Genomic DNA, 24,280 nt, shown 5'->3' with positions numbered 1-24,280 from the left:
TCATATGGCCAAGAGCAGGTACGCCGATGCCACCAAGGCCGCTCGCAGGGCCGCGATGTCTGCCCGCAAAGTCACGGCTGCGGCTGGCGATGCTGTCACTGCCGCACAGCCGACTTCCAGCGCTGCAGCCGAGCCCACCCGTGATGCCCGTCGCGACGAGCTGACGCACGTGGACGCCAAGGGCGAGGTACGCATGGTCGACGTGTCCGACAAGGCCGAGACCCATCGTATCGCCATCGCCGAGGGCACCATCCTCATGCATCCCGAGACGCAAGCCATGGTGCTGCAGGACCGCGCCAAAAAGGGCGACGTGCTTGCCTGCGCGCGCGTGGCGGGCATCATGGCCATCAAGCGCACGAGCGACATCATCCCCATGTGCCATCCGTTGCTCATTACCAAGAGTAAGTGCGACATTGCGCCCATCGCGCCGGCGGGGACGCCCGTCGAGGACGTGCCCGAGGGCTGGGCGCCGTCGCGCGCGGACGGGCAGGTCGGCTTTCATGTGCTGGTCACAGCCGGCGTGACGGGCAAGACCGGTATTGAGATGGAGGCCCTGACCGGCGCGAGCGCCGCGTGCCTGACCATCTATGACATGTGCAAGGCCGTCGATCGCGGCATGGAGATTGTCGACGTGCGCCTGTTGCACAAGGAAGGTGGCCGCTCGGGCGTGTGGGATCGTTCAGAGCGTCAGGCCGCTGCTGCTGAGGCCGTGGCCGCTGACGGTGCCGCGATCGCGAGCGCACCCGTCGCCGTCGCGCCTGCGGCCCTGACCCCGGCCGTCCCCGCGATCGCGTTTATCGGCTACCAAAACTCGGGCAAGACCACGCTCGTCGAGAAGGTCATTGCCGAGCTCACCCGCCGCGGCCTGCGCGTGGGTTCGCTCAAGCATCACGGGCACCACGGCTTTGATATCGACGTGCCCGCTAAGGACACCTGGCGCCATCACCAGGCCGGATCCAAGCACGTGGGCCTCATCTGCGCCACGCGCTGGGCGGAGTACGCCGACACGCGCGAGGAGGACGAGATGCCCGCGCGCGAGCTGCTGTCACGCTACAACGATGTCGACGTGGTGATCATCGAGGGCTACAAGACCGAGGGCTTCGACAACATCGTCGTCGCGCGCTCCGGTGTCGACCGTCTGCGCGGCAAGAGCTCGCTCGACCTGGTCGACGGTCACACGCTAGCCCTTGCCTGCAACGAAGCCCTGGCACGTCAGGCCTTCGACGCCGGCTTTGCGACCCGAGCCATCAACATCAACGACGCCCGAGCCATCTGCGATCTTATCCAAGACCACCTTTAAGGCTTGACGCTGCGCCGGCCCCAAGCACTCCATCTCGCCCCTCAAGCCGTCGCTCGCGTACCAAAGTACGCGTCGCTCCTCTTTCGGGGCGACCTGGGGCACTTGGAACCGGCTCGCTGCGCTGCCATAACATGCCAAAAAGGGACAGGTTTATTTTGGCAGGTTTTATCTGGGCAAACGTCATTTCCACCACAAAGGGGCCAGGCACCTTTGTGGTGGTTTTTGCTTTGGTAGATGTGTGGGACATGCCTTACAATCTACCAAGTAGTTCATGACGGGCGAAAAACGGAGAAAAGGGGCTTGATGTGTCCTTAACGTTTCATGCGGATAGATTGATTTGACAGACGGTGGCGAATGCCCACCGCCCGTATTCGTATGAAACAAGGAGTCTCCATGCTCGCATCTCTTTTCTCAAAGCCTCAATCGTCGCTGTCCGTGCAGGCCAAGCGCCTGGTGGCAATGCGCTTCCTCATCTACACCGGTTTTCAGACCAGCTACTTTATCGGCGTCATCGGAACGCTCACCTATGCAGACGATGCCTCAGTCGTGGCGACATCGCTGGCCGTCCTGTTTATGAATGTATTTGTGATCCTGGGGTCCTTTGCGGGCGGCGCGGCGTTCGACGCCTGGGGTCCGCGCCGCCATTTCTTGCTGAGCATCATCGGCGCTCTTGCAACTGGCGCGGCAATCATCGCCTTTGGTAGCGCGACCGGCGTCGTCCTGCTCGGCGCGGTGTTTCTGGGCTTTACGATGGGATTCGCCCAGCCCATCGCCACGTCCTATCCGGCCTACCTCACCGACGATCCTGTCGAGCTCAAAGACATCAACTCCGCCATCGCCATGTTTTCAAACGTGAGTATCATCGTTGGCCCCACGCTGGGCGGCTTTGTCGCGGCGGCTGCGTCGTCGCGCGCGGTGTTCGTGCTTATGATGCTCTTTACCGTGCTGGCGTTCGTCGTCGGTTGGGGCTTTAGGCCGCAGACCAGCCATATCGTCGGGCATGCGGATACCGATTCGACAGAGGAAGGGGAGCGTGCGGGACGAAGCTCCAACCCTAGCACGCCCGCCCGCGCCACCTTCGCAGCCAGCATCAAGACGGTCTTCACCAACAGCGTCCTCGCGCTACTTTTCTGCATCATTTTTCTTTCGAACTTTGGCTACGGTGCCTTCGATCCGCTCGAGTCGTTTTTCTATCGCGATGTTCTGCACGTTGGCGTTGAGTGGATGGGCTGGCTCTCGTCTGCCTGCGGTGTCGGCGCGGTGCTGGGTGCCGTGCTCGCGCTCCGCTTGCCGCCGCACCTGGTCAACCTTAAAACGCTGCTCGTGGCGCTTATGTCCGTGGGCCTGGGAAGTCTGCTCTATGTGGGGACACCGTACGTGGGCGTGGCCCTTGTCGGCCAGATCGCCCTGGGTATAGCTTGGGGTGTCGTCAACCCGCTCCACAACACCATTGTGCAGACGACGGCTCCGCTCGAGCAGCTTGGTCGCGTCAATTCGGTCATGGGCTTTGGCAATATGTTCGCTGGTGTGGCCCCTCTGGCGATTGCCCCGTGGCTGGCGGCAACATTTGGCGTACAACGGACACTCGTGGGGGCAGGCATGGTCGTGACGGCGGTTCCCGCGGCACTGCTGCTGTTTGGACGCAATCACTTGGAACGTGCCGTAAAGCAGTAAGAAACCATCACAACATTCGGTAAAAATCGCGATTCTGCCGAAAAACGTCGAATGTTGTGATGGTTTGGCCCGTAGACGCCGCGATCACCACAAAGGGGCCAGGCGCCTTTGTGGTGGTTTTTGCTTTGACAGGCCGCGCCTGCGCCTTGGTATACCATGTACACCATTTCTGACCTCATCCAGCACCGCCGCACAACTCAGAAAGGCTCCCATGGACACCACCTTCAGCCACATCAAAGCCGTGTTCTGCGATATCGACGGTACGCTGCTCACGAGCCAGCACACGGTGTCCCCGCGCACCGTGGCGGCGATCCGCGCCCTGCGCGAGCGCGGCGTGCTCTTTGGCCTGTGCACCGGGCGCGACGCCCACGCGACCGAGGCCATGTACGAGCTCTGGGGCATCGAAGGCCTGGTGGACGTGCTGGTGGGCTGCGGTGGCGCCGAGGTCATCGACCGCGCGCACGACATCAACGAGCTGAGCTATCCGCTGCCGGGCGAGACCATCGCGCGCATCTGCAAGCACATGGCGGACCTTCCGGCAACACCCGTCTGCCCCCGAGACGGCGTGTTCTACGTGCCCGAGAGCAACGCGTGCGTCGAGCACCTGTCGCGCGTCGACGGCGTGCCCTACCAGGTGGTCGATTTTGCCGAGTTCTTGCGCGAGCCGCAGCCCAAGGTGATGTTTACCATGGCGCCCGAGGTGATGCCGCGGGTGATTGAACGGGCGTCGACGTTTGCAGATAACACTGTTAAGGCGGCGGCCCTGCAGACCACGCAGCGGCTCTACGAGTTCATGGATCCGCGCGTGTCCAAGACGCGCGGCCTTGGGCGCGTGGCGGAGCTCAACGATATGGAGCTCCAGGACATCTGCGTGTTTGGCGATGCGGACAACGACACCTGCATGGTGGCCGACGCCGGCGTGGGCGTGGCTATGGCAAACGGCAGCGACGCCACCCGTACCGCCGCGGACTTTGTAACCGCGAGCAACGACGAGGACGGCATCGCGATCTTTATCGAGGAACATCTGCTGTAGCGCCGGGGGGCAGCCACAAAGAGGGCAGAGCGCCTTTGTGGTGGTTTTCCAAGCGTCCCAACAGTCGATTGTTGGGACGCTTTTTTGTAGCGAGGAGATTTGCGGCCGGTAACATGCGATGCCATTCAAGTGTCGATGTATGAACATATCGGCACACGCTAGTTGTGCAGTAATTGACCAATTAGCTCATAACTAATATTTCCAGGTAGATATACTGCCATTCACGGCGCAATTTTGACCGTTCACAGATTGAGCGGGTTAAAACAAAGTGTTGTACAAACAATGATAAAGTGTCATTTATCTAGATTTGCTAACGAGTTTACCAGCGTCTTTCCGAAATTTAACCCTCGAAAAACAATGCATAGTTTGAATAATTGTCAAGAAGTTAAGGCAACGTAAAGCAAAACTGACATTGTTAGGCTTGCGCTGTTTAAACAAAGAGTAATAATATGCATATCGAGCGCGAGCAATTATAGGTTGCGCGCCCAAGTTTGATGGTGAAAGAGCAAGATCGCGGTCTCTTGGGGAGGAGACATCGATGAAAGCGAATTCGGATAAATCTAAGCAGAGTAATAAAGCGACGCGCCGTGTGCTGGCAGGCGTTTTGTGCGGAGCCTCCGTTTTGAGCCTGGTACTGTCGCTCGTCATGCCTCCGATCTCGCAGGCCATTGCCAACGATGCCCAGACGGTTTCTACCGAGGAAACTGTGATGGGGGGGGGGTTCCTCAAGTGAGTCTACTGATGTAGGCAACACCAACAACGGGGATACCGAAAACCAGAATAGTGACGATGCTGCGGGCGACGACGAAATCCAGCAGGAGGAGCAGCCCAAGGACGAGTCGCAGGCAGAAGAAAATGAAGCGATCGACGATGGCGCTGGTTCGTCAGCCGAGGAGGCTGTGGCGAGCGAAGAGACAGCCACGGACATCAAGAATGCCGGTGACTTGCAGGGAAAGCTTCTAGGCGTTGAGGAAAATCAAACCGCCAGCTTTACGCTTGCGGCTGATATTGACTTTCCTGGTGAAATCACACTTAACAAAGGCGGCAGCAATATCACCCTTGACCTAAGTGGTCATAAGATTAAGCACTCGAGCGCCGACAAGCCGTTATTCAATGTTGCCGGTGGTGCGTCACTTACAATTAGGGATTCTGCACAGGTGGGTGAGACGGTCAGCGAGGGCCAGCAGCTAGCTGATCAGGGGCAGAGCCTGAATGCCGATAATTATGACAAGAATGCCGCCAATTATGGCAAGAATGCCGAACTGACTTACGATAACGATAACATTCCATCTAATCTTACCTACTACGTGACCGAATCGTCCCCGAGCGGAACAGGCACAACCGAGACACTTGTCAAACATGACGTTGAGATTAAAGGCGCCATCGTGGCGTGCGGCGGCAACGCAAATCTAAAGCTCATCAATCTATATAACAACAACGGCAAGGGCGGCACGTTTAACCTTGTGAGCGGCGTGATCACGCAAAAACAAGGCGGCAGCGTTAGCAGCTTGGTCTATGCCGAGAACGGCTCTACCGTCAACATGCGCGGCGGCTATGTGTGTGGAGCTTCTGGCTCGGGTGCGGGCGGCGGAATTGAAATACACGGTAATTCGACCCTCGAGGTTTCCGGTGGCGTAATTGCCGGCAACAGTGCTCCTAGTGGCGGTGGTGTGTATGCTAAAGACTCCACGGTCAACATAACTAATGGCGTAATCTCCGGCAACAGCACGCTTGCTACTGGTGTTGGTTTCGGCGGCGGCATCATGGCCGAAGGCGGCAGCGTTACTGTTTCTGGTGGCTACATTACTAACAATAAATATGCCAATTACTGTGGTAACGATGGTAATGGCGATCATGGCGGTGCTGGACTTGCCGCTAAAAACGGTACTCATGTCACCATTTCGGGCGGCCAGATCACGGGCAACTATTCTGAGGAAGCCGGCGGCGGCGTCTATGTGACCGACATCGAACACCAAGGGGCGAGCTCGCGCAAGACAATGGCATGGCTCAACATTACGGGGGGAACTATTGCCTCTAACGTGAGTTTTCGCTCTGAGGGTGCCGGCATTCGCGTGGGCCAGATGGTTGACGCGATGATAAAAGGAACGTCAAATTCAAATCCAGTCTATATCACTAATAACCACTGCATGTCTCGCTTTGACTGGGGTGGAGGCGGCATCTTCGTCCAGGGCGATTCTAAGGTCGCGTCTAATGCTGGTAGGCTATTTGTCTATAACTCCTATATAAGCAGCAATGAGGCCGGTGGCTACGGTGGCGGCGTTGCGGTTTGCCCGACGGGTAAGACTTTGGTGACAGGCACCGACGGCACGGCGATTTTCGGTAATACTTCTGCCGGAAATGAGCAAAACGCGAACGACTACGAATCCGTGAGTAATACAGGCAATAACGGCACCCCCCATCTTTCCGGCGGTGGTCACGGTAAGGACCAGGACTCCGACGCCTACAATGCCGAAGTGTTTCGCGAAAACGGCCACGCGGACTTCTTCCTTGCGGCGGAGGGTCATACGACTCCGATCGCGGCGGTGATTGGCAAAATGCTTGGCGGCGGCGATGCTAAGTATCGGGGAAGCTTAGAGCTTCAGAAAGCCATTACTGTCCCCGCTAACGGTGGCGTGCAGGTATATAACAGCATCGGCCTGAGTTCGAATGTTAAGGCTCAAGACCCCGAGGCGATCAATGCGCGAAAGGCTGCGCTAGAGGCGGGCGCGACGTTTATCACGGGCAATTATTCCTGGAACCATGGCGGCGGCATCATGTCGAACGGCGACCTGTACATGGGCGCGCCTGAGGACACGTATGTCTATCCGAGCCTCAAGCTCAAGGCGACCAAGAAGCTGGAAGGCCGCAAGCTCAATGATGGGGAGTTCTCCTTTACGGTGTATCGCAAGGATTCAGACGACCCTTTGGCTGGCACGACAGCTGGCACGACATTCAATCGCGACGTTTGCACCGAGGTTGGAACAGCAGCAAATGATGCAGAAGGCAGCATTACGTTTGACCTTGGTGAACAATTCGCATCGAGTGGCGCGGGTAACGAAATCACATACTACTTGGTCGAAGATCCCGGTGGTGATTCTGGCATCACGTACGACTCCAGCGTGTATAAGATTGTGGTGACGGCCGAAGATACCAAGACCTTGCTCATGTCTGTTCCGAGTAAAGAAAACTCAAGCCAACTGAAGGATCTTTACATCCATAACTACACGATTAAAAACGTCGGTGTAACCAAGTACGAATTCCGCGAGTCGTCTGGGAAGTGGGAGAACGTAAAAGCGAGGAGCAAGGTGCAGAAGAGTGGAGACTATTATCCAATTATCTGTGAGGGTGACTCCACGACTTTCACTAACAAGTTCACTCCGTACGACTCGAAGGGCTCCTGGACGCCTATGGCGACTAAGGTCGTTGAGGGTGGCGAGATGAAGGAGTTCACGCTCCAGCTTGCGACCGACACAGATTTTACGGATATCGTTAGCAGCAAGTCCACCACTGCCGACGGCGACAAGTCCCAGACCCTGAGCTTCGACAAGATTGATTACAAACTCGATCAACTCGACCAGCTCGCGTCTGGCCCCACTGGCCGTGGTGCTTCCAAGACCTTCACGTACTACGTGCGCGAGAAAGACGACGGTTCGCTGTTCTCGCACTATACGTACGACAAGTCGGTCTATCAGATTACGGTTAACGCGACTGACGACTCTAACCACCATATCGACGTCACTGCGACCTACAAGCAGATTCAGGATCGTGATGGCAATGAAGTGACCACTGACACGCCCCACGACCTCACCGGCAAGTCCACTCCCACCTTCACCAACACCTACTCCACCTCTTTGCCCCTTTCTGGTATGTCGGGCGTCACTCTGACGTACCTTGCCGGCGCGGCGGTGCTTTGCGCTGCTGCGGCCTGGATGCACATTCGTCGCAAGGCGAATGCGAAGGGAGGTGAGCGTCGTGAATAAGAAAGTTTGCTCCTTCCCGATCTTGTTTGCGCTGCTTGCCCTCCTGATCGGCATCTGCGCGGTTGTGTTCCCCGCATCCGCGCAGGCCGCGCCGACCTCGACCGGTTCCATCACGGTGAGCGGCGCCGTGGCGAGCAACTACGACGCCTACCAGATCTTTAGCGCCAACGTCGTCGACGGCGACGGCGACGCCAAGACCTTTACCGACCTCGCTTGGGCAAGCGACGCCGCGCGCGACGCTGTCCTGCCTGTGCTGCACAGCGCCGGCATGCCCGATTCCCAGACCACCGCGCAGGAAGCTGCCGAGTGGCTCAACACCGATTCCCACCTTACGAGCGCGCTGAGCGCACAGCTCGCTCGTTCCCTCCAGAGCTCTGGCGCCGTGCCCGTGGCCCTTAACGCGGGCACGGCGGCCGAGCTGCCCTGCGGCTACTGGCTCATCGTCGCCAGAGACGACGCCATCGCCCAGGGCGAGGCCGGCACCGCGCCGATCATGGCGCTGGTGGGCGGCAACGCCGTCACCGTCAAGCCCAAGGCCGCGACGCCCAAGGTCGCCAAGCACGTGCTGGAGGACAACACCGCCGCATGGCAGAAGGCCGCCGACGCCACGGTCGCCGACGACCTGTACTGGCGCCTCTCGGCCACGGTTCCCGCGGGCCTTTCCGCCTATGACACCTACGCGGTGCAGTTCGTCGACACCATGAGCGCGGGGCTCGACCCCTCCAAGGTGGCCGCGAGCATGCGTGTGTACGTGGCGGCGGGCGCGGATGGCACCTTCGACGCCGTCTCGAACGGTAAGGACGGGCGCGCCGGCACCGAGCCCGCGCAGGGCTGGACCGACATCACGGCCCAGTGCGCCACCAAGGTGGCGGCGGACGGGACCTTCACTGTGCGCACCGGCGACCTGATCGCCGCGCTCGGCGGGGCCGACGCCTTCGCCGCGGGCGCCCGCGTGGTCGCCGTGTACAACGCGCCGCTCAACAGCGCGTGCAACCGCGGCATCGCGAAGGGCAACCCCAACGAGGTCTATCTGCGCTACCCGCGCTCTCCCTTTGCCGACCAGTCCGGCGATGCCGGCTTCACCCGCACGCCGAGCGACGATGCGTGCGCCTACACTTGGGATCTCGCGCTCACCAAGCGCGGCAGCGACGGCGACAAGCCGCTTGCCGGGGCGGTCCTGAGCATCGCCGACGACCGCGGCCGCACGCTGGCGGCCGACGGCACGTGGGATGCGGAGGGCAAGGCCACCGTCACCACGGGCGAGGACGGCCGTGTGACCGTCTCGGGCGTGGACTCGGGCAAGCTGGAGGTCCGCGAGCTCAAGGCGCCCAAGGGCTACACCGCCTTTGAGGGCACGCGCTCCGTGACGGTCAAGGCTGAGGGCCTGGACGTCGACCAGGTGGCGGCCGCCAAGCCTAAGGTGACCGTATCGGCCGAAAGCCCTCTGCGAGTTGATGCCGCCGATGCCGGGAAGGGTTTAGTCGAGTTGTCGGTGCTTAACACCCCAAGTAACGAAGTGAGTCGAGGCTTTATGCCCTCGACGGGAGATAGAACGTTGGTGTTGGTAACGGCTTTGGCCGTCATCGGAGTAGTGGCTATTGTCGTCGCGCTCGTCATCAAGCGGGGAGGAGGTCGCCATGATAAATAATTGTCCCCCCCCCCCTGCTCAATGGCGTACTGCCTCCGTAGCGATTAGAGCGCAGGGAAATGAGCCTGCTGACTTTTGGTGATGACGAGAATTAAAGCAACCTCCAAGAAAGAGGTCCCAACATGAAAACAACCAAGAACATCGCACGCCTGGCAGTAACCGCCGGCCTCACCGCAGCCCTGAGCTTCGGCGGCGTTATGGCGACAGTCACGATGGCGTTTGCTGCGGAGGGTGCTGCCCCCAGCTATTCGCTCACGATTAACAAGTCCGTGGACAATGACTCCACTTCGTTCAAGGCGTATCAGATTTTTAAGGCTGACGTTATTGACGGAAAGTCCGGTAAGGTTGCGTCCAACATTGAGTGGCCGAGTGATGACGCAGAGACTGCGGTCCTGAAGGTGCTTGTTGATAATAATGTCCCAGGGATTACCTTAGACTCGACCGCTTCTGACGTTGCCGACTACCTTTCCAAGATCACTGATACCACTGATACCACGAGTCTGCCGCAGAGCAGCATCCTTAACAAGATTGCCTTGGCTGTAGAGAAGAGTGTTACCGCTACGGGCGATTCCTTTGCCGCCGGTCGCGCTTTCACCACTACGAGCGCTGGCTACTACCTGTTCATGACCGATACCGACTCGCTCAGTGCGAATGAGAAGCAGACCGGTACCTCGCCGATCTTTGCAGTCGTGGGCGGCAACGCAGTGGTCGTTACCGAGAAGACGAGCATCCCGACCGTGACGAAGCAGGTCAAGGACGATGGTGCGGACAACGACTGGAAGTACAAGGCGGACTCCCAGATGGGTCAGACCGTTCAGTACAAGCTGACCGGCACGGTTGCAAGCAATGTCGACACGTTCAACACCTACTATTATGAGTTCCACGATGAGCTGTCTGCCGGTTTGACTGTTGATAAGTCCACTGTCAAGGCCGTGATTGGTGAGACTCAGATCACGCCTACTTCTGTGACCATGTCTGATCCCGATTCAAATGGCAGAACGGTCTTGAGCGTAAAGTTTGACGATCTTAAGGCTGCCGCCACGGCGGCCGGCGTCACTGTCGGCGAGCATACAAGGGTCGTTGTCACGTACAGCGCCAAGCTCGACCCGAATAAGTCCCAGCATGTCGTTGTCGGTGGCACGGGCAACTCCAACACCGTCAAGCTCATCTACTCCAACAACCCTGGCCACGATTCCCGGGGTGAGTCTGTGCCCGACACCGTGCGCGACTACACCTATGCGCTCAAGCTCGTCAAGAAGGACGCGACGGATGAGAATAAGATACTTAAGGGCGTAAAGTTCACCATCCGTGCCACTGATCCCGACGATATTGCATCCAAGGACATGTATGTCCAGGAGAATGGCTCCCTCGGTACTGAGGCTTCTGAGTTCACGACCACCGACTCCGGCGAGATTAACGTCAAGGGCCTCGATGCCGGCACCTACACCGTCAAGGAGACCCATACGCTCGCCGGCTATAACACCATCCCCGAGTTCACCTTCACCATCAAAGCCATTGGATTCAACCAAGCAGAGGGAGAGGGAGAAAACAAGATTACGGTCAAGACGAGCACCAGGGGTTCCAATTTGGTCGAGGTTGACACGACTAACACGGACAACGGTACTGCTGCCTTGATCGTCAAAAACAAGCAGGGTTCCGGCCTCCCGCTCACCGGCCTTAACGGCGTGACGTTCACTTGGATCGCTGGTGGCGCGGTGCTGTGCATCGGCGTGGCTCATCTCATCCGCAGCCGTAAGCAGGCTGAGGAGTCCGAGCAGGAGTAACGCTCGCTCACCCATCCCTTTGGCAGGTGGGATGTGATGGCCATGAGACTTGCGGACACTTTTCTCGTCCATCCACGTTCTTGCTTTGTCATTTTCTTTTCGGGGCAGACTCCGCACTGGATTCTGCCCCGTTTTTTGGGATAACGCAGCCAGCCTCCACCGTCCGATGCGGGTACGTTCGTCATCGCGTTTCTTGACTCGTATGAGGTTCGGTTTAAGGTCCGTAGGCGCACGCGCGGTGCGGACGGTGGACGGCATTTGCGCCGCAAGCGCAAATAAGAATGCCCGGGGGTCGGATCCCGGGCATTTAACAAAACCAGAAAACTAGGCCGCCCGCGCTCCCAAACATTTACGCGGGATGCGTCGTTTTCTATTGACATTGTATCCCGAATCGCCCAGCCGATCTGGGACATTTTGAAAACTCAAATGCTGGCTTATCCTCGACTGGACGGTGCAGTCTAGCTGCGTTGTTCGGCGCGGAAGCTCGCTAATCGGCTATTATTTGTTTAGACAACTTGAGTTGTAGAGGAGTGACCGGCGATGGTGCAGGGCGCCAAACATATGAAGGGCAATAACGCCGCGGACAACGGCGGCTCAAGCCCTCAGCCCAAACCTCAACCAAAGCCCAAGCGCCGTCGCAAGCGGCTGCCGCGCTGGGCCGATCGGCTCATCACCATCGTCATCATTCTTATTGGCGTGGGCCTTATGACCTGGCCGTGGATCTTGGACCGGCTCGAGGCCTCGGGCGTGTTCAACCAGATCAGCACCGTGTCCAGCACCGTGGACGCGCTGTCTGCCGAGGAGCGCGAGCGCATCCTGCTCCAGGCGCGCTCCTATAACGAGCAACTTGCCGGCGAGGCCACCGAGCTTCCCGCCGACCAGATCGAGCCCTACGCCCAGCAGCTCATCTTTGACCGCGACCCCATGATGAGCTGGGTCGAGATCCCCTCCATCGACGTGAGCATGCCCATCTACCACGGCACGAGCGAGGAGGTCCTCATGGCGGGCGTCGGCCACCTGGAGGGCACGAGCCTGCCGGTGGGCGGCACCTCGACGCATTGCGTGCTCACCGCGCACTCGGGCATGCGCAACCTGAGCATGTTTGACGACATCCATTCGCTGGAGCCCGGCGACCTGGTGCTGCTGCACACCATGAACAAAACGCTCGCCTACAAGATGGTGGACTCCGAGGTGGTGCTGCCCGAGGAGATGGAGTCGCTGACCATCGAGCCCGGCGCCGACAAGGTGACGCTCGTCACCTGCACGCCCTACGGCGTGAACGACCATCGCCTGCTGGTGCATTGCGTGCGCACCAAGTACAACAAGAAGGACGTCGACAAGCAAAAGTCGCTGGCCGGCCGCCACTGGGGCAAGCGTGAGTTTGCCGTGCTCATTGTGGTCGTGGCCATTGTGCTGTTGCTGCTGGACATCGTGATCCACGCGGTCCGCAAGCGCCGCAAGGCCAAAGCCTCGGCATAAGACATCGTTCAGAACCACCACAATGAGGACAGGCACCTTTGTGGTGGTCGGGGCTTCCAAACCATCACAACATTCGATGAAAATCGCGATTTTGGCGAAAAGCGTCGAATGTTGTGATGCTTTTCATTGCGGGCGGGACGGTTTTGCATTGTGACGATGCAGATTTTGCTGCATAACCGCCGGGACGCATCCGCCGCCCTCGTTACGTTTTCGCTGCATTTGGGTAAAGCACCTGCTCCAAGTGGCGTTGCCTTGTATACTAGAGCGGTTTATCTGTTATGCGGAAGGGAGCGCCTATGGCACTCAGCGAGAAAGACGTGCGCGGCATCGCCGAGTACGCAAAGATCGCACTGACCGATGACGAGCTTACCCAGATGACGTCCTACATGAACGACGCCGTCCAAATGCTCGAGCCCGTCTTGCAATATGACTTGCCCGACGTGGAGCCCACGTTCCATCCCATCGGAAGCCTGTCCAACGTGATGGGCGATGACCTGCGCGAGCCCGAGCGCGACCTGCCGCTCGACGTTGCGCTCGAAAACGCCGGCAGCGCGCGCGACCGCTACTTCCGCGTGCCGTCCATTTTGGGAGAGGGGGAGAGCGAGTAATGGCGCAGAGCTTCGATTCCCTTACCGCCGCCCAGATCGCCGCGGGCGTTGCCGCCGGCGACTTTACCGCTACCGAGGTGGCCCAGGCCTCCCTTGCTGCCATCGAGGCGCGCGAGGGCGGGGTCCAGGCATTCCTGCAGGTGGCGCCCGAGCTCGCGCTCGAGGCCGCCGCGCGCGTGGATGCCGACCGCGCCGCAGGCAAGCCGCTGCCCCCGCTCGCGGGCGTGCCGCTGGCCATCAAGGACAACATGAACCTCGTGGGAACGCGCACCACCTGCGCTTCCCGCATGCTCGAGAGCTACCAGAGCGTCTACACCGCCACCTGCGTCCAGCGCATGCTCGACGCCGGCTGCCTGCCCATGGGCAAGGCCAACATGGACGAGTTTGCCTTTGGCAGCTCTACCGAGAGCTCGGCGTTTCACCGCACCAACAACCCCTGGGATACCGAGCGCGTGCCCGGCGGTTCCTCGGGTGGCTCCGCTGCAGCCGTCGCCGCGGGCGAGGTCGCGCTCTCGCTGGGCTCGGACACCGGCGGCTCCATTCGCCAGCCGGCGAGCCTCTGCGGCGTGGTGGGCTTTAAGCCCACGTATGGCGCCGTGAGCCGCTACGGCGTGGTTGCCTTTGGCTCGTCGCTCGACCAGGTGGGCCCCTTTGGCCGCACGGTCGAGGATGTCGCACTGGCCATGAACGCGCTTACCGGCGCGGGCCACGATCCGTACGACTGCACCAACCAGGATTGCGCCGTCGACTTTACCGAGCACCTCAACGACAACATCGAGGGCAAGCGCGTGGGCATCATCCCCGCGTTTATGGAGGCCGAGGGCCTGACGCCCGAGGTTAAAGCCGCTGTTCAGCGCGCCGCCCAGGAGCTGCAGAACCAGGGTGCCGAGCTCGTGGAGGTCGACCTGCCGCACCTGGACGCCGCCATCGCCGCCTACTACGTCATCGGCCCGGCCGAGGCATTCTCCAACCTGGCCCGTTTCGACGGCATTCGCTACGGCTACCAGGAGGAGGGCTGCGCCAACCTGTCCGACCAGAGCTCGCTTTCGCGCGCCCACGGCTTTGGTGCCGAGGCCAAGCGCCGTCAGATGCTCGGCGCCTACTTGCTGAGCTCGGGCGTGTACGACAAGTACTACTACGCCGCACAGAAGGCTCGCACACTCATCACGCAGGACTACGACGCCGCGTATGCCAAGGTGGACACCATCCTCATGCCCGCCTCGCCGCGCACGGCCTTTAAGTTTGGCGAGATCAGCGACCCCACGCAGATGTACCTCTCCGACCTGTACACCATTTCGCTCAACATTTGCGGCAACGGCGGTATCTCGGTGCCGCTGGGCCTGGGCGAGGATACTCAGCTGCCCGTTTCTGCCCAGCTGGTGGGGCCTGCCTTTAAGGACCGTCAACTGCTCACGTTTGCCCGCGCCCTGGAGCGCGGCTTTGCCGATGCCGCCACGGGTGCGCCCGCGCTTTCCGTCGCGCCCGCTTTTGCCGGGAAGGGAGGCGAGCTGTAATGAAGGAGCTTTCCGAGGTCCTGCAGGATTGGGAGGCCGTGATCGGCCTGGAGATCCATACCGAGCTCACCGCACTCGATACCAAGATGTTCTGTAACTGCAAGCTCAGCCACGATGACGAGCCCAACGCCAACGTGTGCCCGGTGTGCCTGGGCCTGCCCGGTGCCCTGCCGGTGCCCAACAAACGCGCCATCGAGAGCATCGTCAAGGCCGGTCTTGCCACCAACTGCGAGATCCAGCGCCACTCGATGTTCTACCGCAAGCACTACTTCTATCCCGATATGGCCAAGAACTTCCAGACCACGCAGGGTCCGGTCGCCTTTGCCATGTACGGTCACCTGGACCTGGACGTGACCGGTCGCGGTGCCGCCGAGCGCCCCGATTGCGCGTTTGGCGAGGCCGAGGCTCAGAGTCTGGCGAGCGCCTCGGCCAACGCCGAGGGCCTGTCCACGTCCATGACGTCGACCATGCGCGAGGGCAACCAGCGCGCCGGCCACCTGGCCAGCTATGACGCGTCCAACCTGCAGATGCCCGAGCGTCGCGAGGACGGTTCCTACATGGTGCCCATCCGCATCCTGCGCATCCACATGGAGGAGGACGCCGCCAAGATGGTTCACGTGGGCGGTGCCGAGGGTCGTATTACCGCTGCGGCCGAGTCGCTCGTCGACTACAACCGCTGCGGCACGCCGCTCATCGAGCTCGTCACCGAGCCCGACCTGCGCACGCCCGAGGAGGCGCGCCTGTTTATGGAAAAGCTCCGTCGCATCTTTGTGACGCTGGGCATTTCCGACTGCTCCATGGAGAAGGGCTCCATGCGCTGCGACGGCAATGTGTCGCTGCGCCGCCGCGGCGAGACCAAGCTGGGCACCAAGACCGAGCTCAAGAACCTCAACTCGTTTAAGAGCTTGCACGATGGCCTTGCCTACGAGATCTGCCGTCAGGCCGAGGTGCTCGAGGAGGGCGGCATCATCTATCAGGAGACCCGCCACTGGGAGCCCAGCCGCAAGCGCACCGTGGTCATGCGTGTGAAGGAGACGGCCGACGACTATCGCCTGTTCCCCGATCCCGACTTGGCGCCGTTCGATCTGGACGACGAGTTTATCGACCGTTGCCGTGGCGAGATCCCCGAGCTGCCCGATGCCAAGCGCGCCCGCTTTGAGGCCGATTTTGGCATTAAGACGGCCGACGCCGAGCAGATTGCCGGCGACCCCGAGTTTGCCGACTTCTTTGAGGCTGCCGCTGCCGGTATGGCTGGCAAAGAGGCCCAGACGGTCGCAAACCTGCTGGTCAACGAGATGATCGCCTACCTTAAGGGCGCGGGCGTGTCGCTCGCCGAGTCCGGCATCGCGCCGGCTCAGGTGGCGGCACTCGCCAAGCTGCTGGCGACCGATGCCATCAGCTCCAACCAGGCTCACGAGGTTTTTGAGGCCATGGCCCAGACCGGTGACGACCCCAACAAGATCGTCGACGAGCGCGGTATGCGTCAGGTGAGCGATGCCGGCGCGCTGCAGCCGATTGTGGACGAGGTGCTGGCTAACTGTGCCGAGCAAGCGCAGCAGTATCGTGACGGCAACCAGAAGGTCATCGGCTTTTTGGTGGGCCAGTGCATGAAGGCGAGCCGCGGCAAGGGCAACCCGAAGCTCTTCAACGAGTTGCTGAGAACGTCGCTCTCGTAGCTGCGAGGCCGGGGAAGCCCCGAGTCGCCGGGGTATTTCCTCCAAATTTCAAACAGTCCTATGCAAGACGAAGGCCACATTTAGTGGCCTTCTTTGCATGCGGAACTCATTTGGAGCAAACACCCCGGCGACTCGGGGCTTCCCCGGCCAGACGACTCGGCCTTTCGGGTCAGGTGGGCTGAATGGAATTTGGTGAATGGGTGCGCCGTCGGCGCACCCATTTTTGTAGATGTGACAAAGGGACTTTCCCTTTGTCACACTGGCCCTCTGCCGTCTCTTTATTGATGCTGGGAACGCCAGGCGGTGGGGGTGGTGCCGGTGTGTTGCTTGAAGGCTTGGGCGAAGGCGGCCTGCTGAGGGTAGCCTAGACGCTCTGCGACCTGCGCTATCGTGAGCGAGCTATCGGCCAAAAGGTCCTGTGCTCGCTCCATACGGCGTCTGCGAATGTAGGCACCCAGGGACTCGCCGGTTTGGGCCTTAAAGGTGGCGCATAGCTTGGAGCGGCTTGTGTAGAGCCTCTCGGCTACCTCGTTGATACCCACACGTCTGCCTTTGTCGAGCGCGCGCTCAATCATTGCCGTTGCTTCTTCGGCAATGGTTATGCTGGCGCGTGTGTCTGCCGCCCGCCGCGCCTGCTTGTGGGCCGCGCGCGAACAGGCGAGCTCCGCGACCATGGTCTCCACGATGCCTTGCATATAGACGTGTCCGCCTACGGTGCGGGCGCGGTCCTCGTTAATCCGGCGCAGCGTGTGGCAGATGGCAGACGTCGCCTCCTCGTGCCACGACTCGGCAAACGCCTCAAAGACTCCCGCGAACTCAGTGGGATACCGATGCTCCAGCTCGTCAAAATACCCGGGCAAAAAGAGCACCGAGCGCGAGTGATAAAGCTGCCCTGCAAACAGCGGACTTAGTTCCTCGCCGCAGCTATCTTGGATAAAGCTGCACACCGCGCTGTTCGGCCACGGTCCATGCAAGGGTTTAAGGTTCGCAGGCGTTATGCCAGCCTCGGGCATGCATATAAGTGTGGGCGCGCTGACCTCGCTCACGCAGGCGTACGGTTCGGGTGTGTATTCGGCCAGGTACATATCGTGCATCGGGGTAATGAAATGCTCCATAACGATGCAGGCGGGGGAGAGAGGCATGATCCATGCGCGTCCGTGCGCCCGATCGTTTGCCACCTCGCCGGTAAAGACGGCGCCCTTGCCGGTAAGCTCCAGGCCAAACTGCTCAAACTGCGGTGCGTAGAGCTCGGTTATGTCGGTCGCTGCCCGCCGTATTTGCAAAAGCGTCCCTTTCCTTTGCAGAAACGTCCACGCCTGGCTCGATTGTGAGCCATGGCTAACACATCAATGATAAGTTCATTACGGTTAACTCTCAAGCCGTTAGAAAGGAATCTCATGGCAAAGGGATCAAAAAAGGAAGGCGGCGGTATCGGCGAGCTGCTTGCATATGCCGGCGACCGTAAATTCCTAACATATTTGGGCATGGCCCTCTCGGCGCTCTCGCAGCTGCTGAGCTTTGGCCCGTACGTGTGCATTTGGCTTGTCGCGCGCGATCTGATCGCCGTGGCACCTAACTGGAGCGAAGCCTGCGATATCGCGATGTATGGTTGGTGGGCCGTCGGTTTTGCCCTGGTGAGCATCGTGATTTATTTCGTGGGGCTCATGTGCACACACCTATCCGCGTTTCGTTGCGCGTCCAATATCCGCAAGGCTACGAGCGAGCATCTGCTTAAGCTGCCGCTCGGCTACTTTGACACGCACGCCACCGGTGAGCTGCGCCGTATCGTAGACGGATGCGCCGCCTCAACCGAGACACTGCTCGCGCACATGCTGCCCGATATCGCCGGCGCCACCGCCATGGTCGCAGGTCTGCTCGTGCTGCTTTTCGCCCTCGATTGGCGCTTGGGCGCGGCATGCCTCATCTCGGTGGCCATTTCGCTTGGCGCCATGGCCACCATGATGAGCGGCAAGGGTGCCGAGTTTATGAAGGCCTACATGGGCGCGCTGGTCAAGATGAACAAGACCGGCACCGAATACGTTCGCGGTATCCCCGTGGTCAAGGTGTTCCAGCAGACGGTCTACTCCTTTAAGGCGTTCCACGATGCAATCGCCGAATACGCCGACATGGCGCAAAACTATGCGGGTACATTCTGCCGAGGCCCGCAGGTGCTCAACCTTACCGCGCTCAATGGCCTCGTGGCATTTCTTTTGCCCGTGGCGTTGCTGTTGGCGCCGGGTGAGACGGACTTCGCGCATTTTATGACCAACTTCACGTTTTACGCGATCTTTTCGGCCGTGGTGCCGACGGCCATGACCAAGCTTATGTTTGTGGGCGAGGCGTCTCAGATGAGTGCCGATTCGCTGGCGCGTATCCGAAGCGTTATGGATTCCAAGCAGCTCTCCGTGCCTGCCCAGCCCAAGCATCCTGTTGGTAGCGATGTGCGCTTTGAGGACGTGAGCTTTACCTACGAGGGTGCCGAAGCGCCTGCCGTCGATCATGTGAGCTTTAGCGTTCCCGCAGGTAGCACCCTTGCGTTGGTTGGTCCCTCGGGCGGCGGTAAGTCAACCTGCGCAAGCCTGATCCCGCGTTTTTGGGATGTTTCCGCGGGTCGCGTGCTCGTAGGCGGCGTAGACGTTCGCGACATGGATCCCCACGAGCTTATGGACCAGGTTGCCTTCGTGTTCCAGACCAACCAGCTGTTCCGACAAACACTTGCCGACAACGTGCGCGCCTCCAAGCCTGGAGCCACTGACGACGAAGTGCGCGCGGCCCTCTCCGCGGCCCAGTGCGACGATATCGTGGCCAAGCTCCCGCAGGGCATCGACACCATGCTCGGCGCCGGCGGGGCGTACCTTTCGGGTGGCGAGGTCCAGCGCGTGGCACTTGCCCGCGCGATCCTTAAAGACGCGCCTATCGTGGTGCTCGATGAGGCCACGGCGTTTGCGGATCCCGAGAACGAGGCGCTCATCCAGCGCGCCTTTAGCAAGCTGGCGGCGGGTCGCACGGTCATTATGATCGCGCACCGGCTTTCGACCGTGGTGGGGGCCGACAAGATCGTGGTGCTCAATCAAGGTAGCGTGCAGGAGGCCGGCACCCATGCCGAGTTGCTGTCCCAAGAGGGTCTGTATGCCAAGATGTGGGCCGAATACGAACAGGCCGCGAGCTGGAAAATCACTGCAGCGACCGCGGATGCCGCCGTTACGAAGGGAGGCGAGGCCTAAATGTTCGCCTCATTCCAAAAGAAGTATTTCCTATCCGATAAAGGCGTCGCCGGCGTAAAACGCGGCATTTTCTGGACCGCGCTCACCAATCTCATTACCATGGCCGGCATGGGCTTATTGTTCCTGGTCATGGCCGGTTTTGTCGAACATCTCGCCACCGGTGCCGACCTGCCGGATGCCCTGCCGATTGTGGGCGGCCTCCTGGTCTTTTTCGTGTTGCTCTTTGCCTCTAACTGGCAGCAGTATTACTACACCTACTGCATCTTTTACGAGGAGTGCGGCAAGCAGCGTATGGAGATTGCCGAGCGCTTGCGCAAGCTGCCGCTGTCGTTTTTTGGCCGTCGTGATCTGGCCGATTTAACCGAGACCATCATGGGCGACGTCCAGGCCATGGAGCACGCCTACAGCCACGTGCTGGGAGAGCTTTGGGGTGCCATCATCGCAAGCGCCATTGTGTTCGTGGCGTCGCTGTTCTTTTGCTGGCAGCTGGCGATCGCGGCGTTTTGGAGCGTGCCCGTGGCCTTTGCCGTGCTGTATCTGACACGCGGCCCCATGACCCCGGTGTTCGACCATGTGCGTGCCGAGAAGGTCAAGGTTACCGAGGCGATCCAGGAGACGCTCGACTGCGTGCGCGAGATCCGCGCCACCAACCAGGAGGCTCATTATCTTGAGGGGCTCAACGCCGTGATCGATGCCGAGGAGCGCGAGACCACCAAGGGCGAGCTCGCCAATGGGCTTTTGGTCAACTCCGCCTTTGCCATCCTGCGCCTGGGGATTGCCACCACGTTGGTCACGGGCGCTGCGATGGTCGCCTCCGGCCAGGTCGACTTTTTGATGATGTTTGCCTTCCTGCTTATGGTGAGCCGCATCTATGCGCCCTTTGATCAGGCGCTGATGCTGATGTCCGAGCTGTTTGCCGCCGAGTCGTCGGCCAAGCGCATGCGTTCCATCATGGAAGAGCCCGTGGCGCGGGGCAGCGAGCAGTTTGAGCCCGTAGGCCACGATGTGGTGTTCGATCACGTGGCATTTGGCTATGGTGCGGGCGAGGACGGCCGCGCCGGCGAGAAAGTTCTTACCGATGTGAGCTTTACCGCCAAGGAAGGCGAGGTCACGGCACTGGTCGGTCCTTCGGGCTCCGGTAAGTCCACGGTGAGCCGCCTGGCCGCGCGCTTTTGGGACGCCACCGAAGGCACGGTCACCGTGGGCGGCGTGGATGTTGCGAGCGTGGATCCCGAGGCGCTGCTGCGCGACTACGCCATTGTGTTCCAAGACGTGCTGCTCTTTGACGACACGGTGATGGGAAACATCCGTCTTGGTCGTCGCGATGCCACCGATGAGAAAGTGCTTGCTGCCGCGCGTGCCGCCAACTGCGACGAGTTTGTGAGCCGCATGCCGCAGGGCTATGACACCATGATCGGCGAGAACGGCTCCAAGCTGTCCGGCGGTGAGCGCCAGCGCATCTCTATCGCCCGTGCGCTGCTCAAAGACGCGCCTATCGTGCTGTTGGACGAGGCGACGGCGAGCTTGGATGTGGAGAACGAGACCGTGGTTCAGCAGGCGCTCTCCCGTCTGCTTGCAGGTAAGACGGTTATCGTTATTGCCCACCGTATGCGCACGGTGGAAAATGCCGATAAGATCGTTGTACTCAAGGATGGTGTGGTTGCCGAGCAGGGCACTCCGGCGCAGCTCAAGGCGGCAGGTGGAGAATTCGCCCGCATGGTGGCGCTGCAAAAGGAAGCAGCTACCTGGCAGTTGTAAGAAGGGGCAAAGGGACAGTCCCTTTCTCACATTGACAATCGGTTACTCCGCATCGTTAATTTTCAAAAGGTTAGCCATGGCTGACCTAGATAGTTAGATAAAATTGAGATATTTCAAAAGCGTGCTCGAGCAAACTTGTTTACTCGGGTGCTGAAGCACCATGCCGCGTCCAATGCGGCAAAAAGGAGAAGCAACATGAAGAAGTCGACGTTCAATACCCTGCTTGTCGGTGGCGGTTTTCTGCTTGGCACGGCCGGCATCAAGCTGCTTACCAGCGCTCCGGTAAAGAGCGCCTGCGTGCAGGGTATCGCGTGCGGCATGCGCATCAAGAACGTTTACCAGGACATGGTCGAGCAGGCCAAGGCTAATGTCGACGACATGGTTGCCGAGGCTGCTTACATCACCCAGAGCGAGGCCGCTGCTGACGAGGCAGCCGAGTAACGCTCCCAGGCACAAACTATGAGATTCTCGATTATTAGCGAGATCCCCGGCAGGACCCGTCTTCAATTGGCGGGTCCTGTGCCAGAGAGCGATCTCGATGCACTTCTTAAGCTTGGCGGCGACATCGACGGCGTGCACAAGGTGCGCGTCTACGGCCGCATCGGCCAGATGGCACTCGAATACGACGAGTCGCGCCGCGATGCCGTGCTGGCCGCCGTCGGTGCGCTCGACGCTCAGGTCATCGCCGACGCAAAGACGGGTTACGTGATGCAGCTTGAGCCACGCAAGCACAAGCTCGTCATGGATCTTGCCACACTTATCGGCGCCCACTACGCGCGCCGCTGGTTCTTGCCGACGCCTCTGCGTGCTGTGTTTGTCGTGGCCGGTTACATGGCATTTTTGCGCGCCGCCCTCCGTGAGCTCGCGCAGCCGCGCCTGACCGTTCCCGTGCTCGATGCTTCGGCCATTGGTATCTCGTTTGTCAAACGCGACGTCGATACCGCCGGCCAGACGATGTTCCTGCTCAACGTGGGCGAATTGCTCGAGGACTACACGCGCGCCATGAGCGAAAACGAGCTCATCAACTCGCTGCTCGACGTGCCCGATAAGGCACAAAAAGTGGTCGGTGACACCGAGGTAAGCGTTGCCGCCACCGAGCTCGAGCCCGGCGACTTGGTAGCCGTGCGCACTGGCATGTCCATTTGCATCGACGGTGTTGTCGAGCAGGGGAGCGCTATGGTCAACCAAGCGACCCTGACCGGCGAGCCGCTGGCCGTCGAGCGTAGCGCAGGCGACGACGTGTTCGCCGGCACCGTCGTGGAAGACGGCAGCATCTTGGTGCGCGTGCGCGCCAATACGGCGCAAACCAAACTGCGCTCAATCGTCTCGCTCGTGCAGACGGCCGACTCGCTCAAGTCCGAGGGCCAGTCGCATATGGAGGACCTTGCCAACAAGATCGTCCCGTGGAACTTCTTGCTCGCGGGCCTGGTTGCGCTTACTACCCGCAGCCTCATCAAGACCTCGGCGGCACTGATGGTCGACTACTCGTGCGCACTCAAGCTCACGGGTTCCGTTGCCGTCATGACCGCTATGAGCGATGCTGCCAAGATGGGCGTCATGGTCAAGGGCGCGAAGTACTTTGAGTCGTTTGCCAAGGCCGACACCATTGTGTTTGACAAGACCGGCACGCTTACCGAGGCGCAGCCGCGTCTTGCCTGCGTGCTCACCACCGATGGCTGGAGCGAGGACGAGGTTCTGCGCCTTTCCGCTTGCTTGGAGGAGCATTTTCCGCATCCGGTGGCGCGTGCCGTGGTCAATGCGGCACGCGAGCGCGGGCTCGAGCACCGCGAGCGCCATGCTGCCGTCGAGTACATCGTGGCGCACGGCATCGCTTCGTCCATTGAAGGGCGTCGCGCGATTATCGGCTCGGCACACTTTGTGTTTGAGGACGAGAGCGCGCAGCTCGATTCCGACATTAAGGAGCGCATTGAGTCTCAGATGCAGGGCCTGTCACCGCTGTATCTGGCGGTCGATGGCAAGGTCGTCGGCGTGCTCGGTATCGAGGATCCGCTCAAGCCCGGCGTCCGTGAGGCCATCGCCGACCTACATGCGCTGGGCGTCAAGCATGTCGTTATGCTCACGGGCGATTCGGAGCGCACGGCCGAGCGCATTGCGCGCGAGGCGGGTGTCGACGAGTTTAAGGCCGAGCTGCTGCCCGAGGACAAGTACGCCTATGTGGAGCGCATTAAGGGTGAGGGGCGCCACGTTGCCATGGTGGGCGACGGCGTCAACGATTCGCCGGCACTCGGTTTGGCCGACGTGGGGCTGGCAATGGGTGGCGGAAGCGACATCGCCAAGGAGGTCGCCGATATTATCCTGACCGACACGGATCTGGCCGCGATCGTGCGTTTGCGCCGCATGAGCCAGGGCCTCATTGATCGTCTGACGAGCTCCTACTCTAAGGTGATGCTCACCAACTCGGCGCTGTTGGCATTGGGTATTACCGGCGCGATTACCCCGCAGACGTCGTCACTGCTGCACAACGGCTCGACGATTGCCTACAGCCTGAGCAACGCGAAGGCTTACCTGCGTTAGCGTTTTCGATTGAGTAAATGGCCTGCACCCTGACGACACCGCAGCCGCCAGGGTGCAGGCCTTCTTT

16 protein-coding genes are annotated in these 24,280 nt (G+C 60.3%); 15 read left to right on the top strand and 1 reads right to left on the bottom strand.

The features are described from left to right. Positions 1-4: 4 nt before the first annotated feature. From mobB to gatB, 11 genes are all read left to right on the top strand, one after another. Positions 5-1,300 carry a molybdopterin-guanine dinucleotide biosynthesis protein B gene (gene mobB / locus DXB53_RS10190; protein ID WP_117583354.1) on the top strand — a complete coding sequence of 432 codons (1,296 nt, stop codon included), beginning with the start codon at positions 5-7 and terminating at the stop codon, positions 1,298-1,300. 393 nt (positions 1,301-1,693) lie between these two features. Further along, on the top strand, positions 1,694-2,974 hold the full coding sequence (locus tag DXB53_RS03650; RefSeq protein WP_158556486.1) for an MFS transporter: 1,281 nt from the start codon (positions 1,694-1,696) through the stop codon (positions 2,972-2,974). 211 nt (positions 2,975-3,185) lie between these two features. Continuing rightward, positions 3,186-4,007 carry an HAD family hydrolase gene (locus DXB53_RS03645; protein ID WP_117583352.1) on the top strand — a complete coding sequence of 274 codons (822 nt, stop codon included), beginning with the start codon at positions 3,186-3,188 and terminating at the stop codon, positions 4,005-4,007. A 538-nt stretch (positions 4,008-4,545) separates the two neighbouring features. Beyond that, positions 4,546-4,740, top strand: a complete 195-nt coding sequence (locus tag DXB53_RS03640; RefSeq protein WP_117583351.1) for a hypothetical protein — start codon at positions 4,546-4,548, stop codon at positions 4,738-4,740. Between the two features lie 166 nt (positions 4,741-4,906). Next, positions 4,907-7,987 carry a Spy0128 family protein gene (locus tag DXB53_RS03635; RefSeq protein WP_117583350.1) on the top strand — a complete coding sequence of 1,027 codons (3,081 nt, stop codon included), beginning with the start codon at positions 4,907-4,909 and terminating at the stop codon, positions 7,985-7,987. Beyond that, the gene (locus tag DXB53_RS03630; RefSeq protein WP_158556485.1) at positions 7,980-9,635 is read left to right on the top strand and encodes a SpaA isopeptide-forming pilin-related protein; all 1,656 of its coding nucleotides are present in this window, start codon (positions 7,980-7,982) and stop codon (positions 9,633-9,635) included. The genes DXB53_RS03635 and DXB53_RS03630 overlap by 8 nt, the downstream gene beginning before the upstream one ends. A 122-nt stretch (positions 9,636-9,757) precedes the next feature. Further along, positions 9,758-11,419 carry an isopeptide-forming domain-containing fimbrial protein gene (locus DXB53_RS03625; protein ID WP_117583348.1) on the top strand — a complete coding sequence of 554 codons (1,662 nt, stop codon included), beginning with the start codon at positions 9,758-9,760 and terminating at the stop codon, positions 11,417-11,419. Positions 11,420-11,980: 561 nt separating this feature from the next. After that, positions 11,981-12,898, top strand: coding sequence for a class C sortase (locus tag DXB53_RS03620; protein WP_158556484.1), 918 nt, complete (start codon positions 11,981-11,983; stop codon positions 12,896-12,898). Between the two features lie 296 nt (positions 12,899-13,194). Then, positions 13,195-13,506 carry an Asp-tRNA(Asn)/Glu-tRNA(Gln) amidotransferase subunit GatC gene (gene gatC / locus DXB53_RS03615; protein WP_055250987.1) on the top strand — a complete coding sequence of 104 codons (312 nt, stop codon included), beginning with the start codon at positions 13,195-13,197 and terminating at the stop codon, positions 13,504-13,506. Continuing rightward, positions 13,506-15,020 (top strand): Asp-tRNA(Asn)/Glu-tRNA(Gln) amidotransferase subunit GatA, encoded by a 1,515-nt coding sequence (gatA, locus tag DXB53_RS03610; RefSeq protein WP_117583346.1) that lies wholly within the window; start codon positions 13,506-13,508, stop codon positions 15,018-15,020. Before gatC ends, gatA begins: the two co-directional genes overlap by 1 nt. Next, on the top strand, positions 15,020-16,696 hold the full coding sequence (gene gatB, locus DXB53_RS03605) for an Asp-tRNA(Asn)/Glu-tRNA(Gln) amidotransferase subunit GatB (protein WP_117583345.1): 1,677 nt from the start codon (positions 15,020-15,022) through the stop codon (positions 16,694-16,696). Before gatA ends, gatB begins: the two co-directional genes overlap by 1 nt. Before the next feature lie 278 nt (positions 16,697-16,974). Here the strand turns inward: gatB and DXB53_RS03600 are convergent, their stop codons facing one another. Then, the gene (locus DXB53_RS03600; protein WP_117583344.1) at positions 16,975-17,979 is read right to left on the bottom strand and encodes an AraC family transcriptional regulator; all 1,005 of its coding nucleotides are present in this window, start codon (positions 17,977-17,979) and stop codon (positions 16,975-16,977) included. A gap of 114 nt (positions 17,980-18,093) precedes the next feature. On the opposite strand from DXB53_RS03600, the gene DXB53_RS03595 reads away from it, so the two are divergent. The 4 genes from DXB53_RS03595 to DXB53_RS03580 all read left to right on the top strand — a co-directional run bounded on the left by DXB53_RS03595 (position 18,094) and on the right by DXB53_RS03580 (position 24,213). Then, entirely contained in the window at positions 18,094-19,920 is a 1,827-nt protein-coding gene (locus tag DXB53_RS03595; protein WP_199409674.1) for an ABC transporter ATP-binding protein, read from the top strand. Continuing rightward, positions 19,921-21,678 carry an ABC transporter ATP-binding protein gene (locus DXB53_RS03590; protein WP_117583343.1) on the top strand — a complete coding sequence of 586 codons (1,758 nt, stop codon included), beginning with the start codon at positions 19,921-19,923 and terminating at the stop codon, positions 21,676-21,678. 195 nt (positions 21,679-21,873) lie between these two features. After that, positions 21,874-22,119, top strand: a complete 246-nt coding sequence (locus DXB53_RS03585; protein WP_117583342.1) for a DUF6110 family protein — start codon at positions 21,874-21,876, stop codon at positions 22,117-22,119. Positions 22,120-22,197: 78 nt separating this feature from the next. Continuing rightward, the gene (locus tag DXB53_RS03580; RefSeq protein WP_233503792.1) at positions 22,198-24,213 is read left to right on the top strand and encodes a heavy metal translocating P-type ATPase; all 2,016 of its coding nucleotides are present in this window, start codon (positions 22,198-22,200) and stop codon (positions 24,211-24,213) included. The last annotated feature ends 67 nt before the right edge of the window (positions 24,214-24,280 follow it).

Origin of the sequence: Collinsella sp. OM04-5, assembly GCF_003439125.1 — a bacterium.
Taxonomy (GTDB): Bacteria; Actinomycetota; Coriobacteriia; order Coriobacteriales; family Coriobacteriaceae; genus Collinsella.
This window is presented reverse-complemented; position numbering and strand designations above follow the sequence as displayed.

Excerpts from the sequence above, each read along its gene's own strand:
- DXB53_RS03585 (WP_117583342.1), top strand. The coding sequence starts at position 21,874 with ATGAAGAAGTCGACGTTCAATACCCTGCTTGTCGGTGGCGGTTTTCTG.
- DXB53_RS03650 (WP_158556486.1), top strand. The coding sequence starts at position 1,694 with ATGCTCGCATCTCTTTTCTCAAAGCCTCAATCGTCGCTGTCCGTGCAG.
- mobB (WP_117583354.1), top strand. The coding sequence starts at position 5 with ATGGCCAAGAGCAGGTACGCCGATGCCACCAAGGCCGCTCGCAGGGCC.
- DXB53_RS03625 (WP_117583348.1), top strand. The coding sequence starts at position 9,758 with ATGAAAACAACCAAGAACATCGCACGCCTGGCAGTAACCGCCGGCCTC.
- DXB53_RS03620 (WP_158556484.1), top strand. The coding sequence starts at position 11,981 with ATGAAGGGCAATAACGCCGCGGACAACGGCGGCTCAAGCCCTCAGCCC.
- DXB53_RS03595 (WP_199409674.1), top strand. The coding sequence starts at position 18,094 with ATGGCAAAGGGATCAAAAAAGGAAGGCGGCGGTATCGGCGAGCTGCTT.
- gatA (WP_117583346.1), top strand. The coding sequence starts at position 13,506 with ATGGCGCAGAGCTTCGATTCCCTTACCGCCGCCCAGATCGCCGCGGGC.
- DXB53_RS03645 (WP_117583352.1), top strand. The coding sequence starts at position 3,186 with ATGGACACCACCTTCAGCCACATCAAAGCCGTGTTCTGCGATATCGAC.
- DXB53_RS03590 (WP_117583343.1), top strand. The coding sequence starts at position 19,921 with ATGTTCGCCTCATTCCAAAAGAAGTATTTCCTATCCGATAAAGGCGTC.
- gatC (WP_055250987.1), top strand. The coding sequence starts at position 13,195 with ATGGCACTCAGCGAGAAAGACGTGCGCGGCATCGCCGAGTACGCAAAG.
- gatB (WP_117583345.1), top strand. The coding sequence starts at position 15,020 with ATGAAGGAGCTTTCCGAGGTCCTGCAGGATTGGGAGGCCGTGATCGGC.
- DXB53_RS03640 (WP_117583351.1), top strand. The coding sequence starts at position 4,546 with ATGAAAGCGAATTCGGATAAATCTAAGCAGAGTAATAAAGCGACGCGC.